The sequence below is a fragment of the Nonomuraea sp. NPDC005650 genome (assembly GCF_040605375.1).
Lineage (GTDB): Bacteria > Actinomycetota > Actinomycetes > Streptosporangiales > Streptosporangiaceae > Nonomuraea.
This window is the reverse complement of sequence record NZ_JBEXCR010000131.1, coordinates 1-1,980: the sequence shown is the minus strand read 5'-3', so window position 1 is coordinate 1,980 and position 1,980 is coordinate 1. Positions and strand designations below refer to the sequence as shown.

Annotated in this window: 2 protein-coding genes; one reads left to right on the top strand and one right to left on the bottom strand. The window is 66.7% G+C overall.

Features of this window, described 5'->3' with window-relative positions:
- Positions 1-45: 45 nt before the first annotated feature.
- Complete coding sequence (locus ABZS69_RS66990; protein WP_355395640.1) at positions 46-1,269, top strand: IS30 family transposase; 1,224 nt, start codon at positions 46-48, stop codon at positions 1,267-1,269.
- Positions 1,270-1,314: 45 nt separating this feature from the next.
- Here the strand turns inward: ABZS69_RS66990 and ABZS69_RS66985 are convergent, their stop codons facing one another.
- Positions 1,315-1,794, bottom strand: a complete 480-nt coding sequence (locus ABZS69_RS66985; protein ID WP_355395637.1) for an AAA family ATPase — start codon at positions 1,792-1,794, stop codon at positions 1,315-1,317.
- Positions 1,795-1,980: the final 186 nt, after the last annotated feature.

Here is a 1,980-nt window from a genome sequence, read left to right as displayed (position 1 = left end):
CTTCTCTTCTAGTGGTTGTCGCAACACCCCAGTTGAGGGGATGCGATGGACTTCGAGATTCGGGAGGACCGGGAACGTACTCGGGGGCGCAGGGCTCTTTCCCGTGAGCGGGCGGCATACTTGCGGCTCGTGCAGCGGGGTTTGAGTAACGAGGAGGCATGCCGGATCGTCGGCATCAACTCCCGGACCGGACGACGATGGCGTAATGGACGCAATCCGACCGGCAAGCACGTGGGGGCGCTACCGATCACCTCGGCGGCGCCCCCAGACGTGCGTGGCCGCTACCTGAACGAGACCGAGCGGATCCACATCGCTGATCGGGTGCGGGAAAAGGCCTCGATCCGGGAGATCGCGCGTGAGCTCGGCCGCGCGCCCTCCACCATCAGCCGGGAGATCCGCCGCAACCGGCACCCCGGCAACGGCCAGTACCGGCCGCACGCGGCGCAGGCCCGAGCCGACGCGCGCCGGCCCCGCCCCAAGCCCGGCAAGATCGGGCAGAACCCCGAGTTACGGGCATACATTCAAGACCACCTGCACAAGCGCTGGAGCCCGGAGCAGATTGTCCAGAGCCTGCGCCGGACCTTTCCCGAGCGGGCGGAGATGCATGTGTGCCACGAGACCATCTACCAGGCGCTCTACGTCCAAGGCCGCGGGGAGCTGCGCCGCGAGCTGACCCGAGCGCTGCGCACCGGCCGCGCCATGCGCAAGCCCCGCCGCCTGGCCCAGCAACGCCAGCCCCGCTACAGCACACCCATGGTCATGATCAGCGAGCGCCCTGCCGAGGCCGACGACCGAGCCGTGCCCGGCCACTGGGAAGGGGACTGCATCATCGGCAAGAACGGTAACTCCGCCATCGGCACCCTCGTCGAGCGCTCCACCCGCTACGTGATGCTCATCCACCTCCCGCACGGCCGCAGCGCCGAACTGATGCGCGAGGCTCTCACCCAGACCATCACGACCCTGCCACGCCACCTCCTGCGATCCCTCACCTGGGACCAGGGATCAGAAATGGGCTCCCACGGCGCCTTCACCCTCGCCACCGACATCCCGGTCTACTTCTGCGACCCGGCCAGCCCATGGCAGCGCGGCTCCAACGAGAACACCAACGGCCTGCTGCGCCAGTACTTCCCCAAGGGCACAGACCTGTCCGTCCACACCCGCGACCAGCTCGACGCCGTCGCCGCCGAGCTGAACTCCCGACCTCGCAAGACGCTCGCGTGGGACACCCCGGCTGAACGCCTCGCAAAGCTCCTGGCGACCTGCGCCTGAACCCAGAAGCGGTGAGGCCGGAGCGCCTGGTCCAAAAACCCTTGATCACCGCGTCGTTTGCGCGAGTTCCTCAAGCTGCTGGACGACCTTGTCGATCGGCGCAGAAGCGTCAATCTCGAGCGTGGAGGTGGCCCTGAGCAGCGGCTCCACGTCGGCCAGGTCGCGCAGGATGGCTTCACGTTCCTCAGGGCGCTTGCCGAAGGGGTTGTTCGTGCGTGTCGCGATGCGGGCAAGCATGATTTCAGCGGGAGCGCTGAGCAGGACGACGTGGTCGAATTGCGGGTAGAACCGACCCTGATTGGACTTGCAACCGGCCACGAAGAGGGCGCCCTCACGGTGATTGGTGAGCAGGTCGCTGATGACCGGCTCCCGCCACACCCAATCAGTGGATCCATCCGACAGGGTCACCCAGTGGCTCCACTGGTCGGTGTCAGTATCGACGGCGCGATGCCCCCGGGTCGCCAGCATCTCTAACGCCGTGGACTTGCCGGTGCCCGACATCCCCGTGACCAGGATCTTCGCCATCAGCCGAGACTACCGAACCGTCCCGATCTCGGTCGGCTTCATGTCACCCACATTGGCGATCTGCTGACCTCCGGCTATGGGTTTCCGCAGTCCCCGCAACTCGGGACTGCGGAAACCCACTCAGCTCGCTATGCTGGCCGCCGCCAGTGAGTGCTCACCGTGTTGCGACGACCCCTCGAATACACC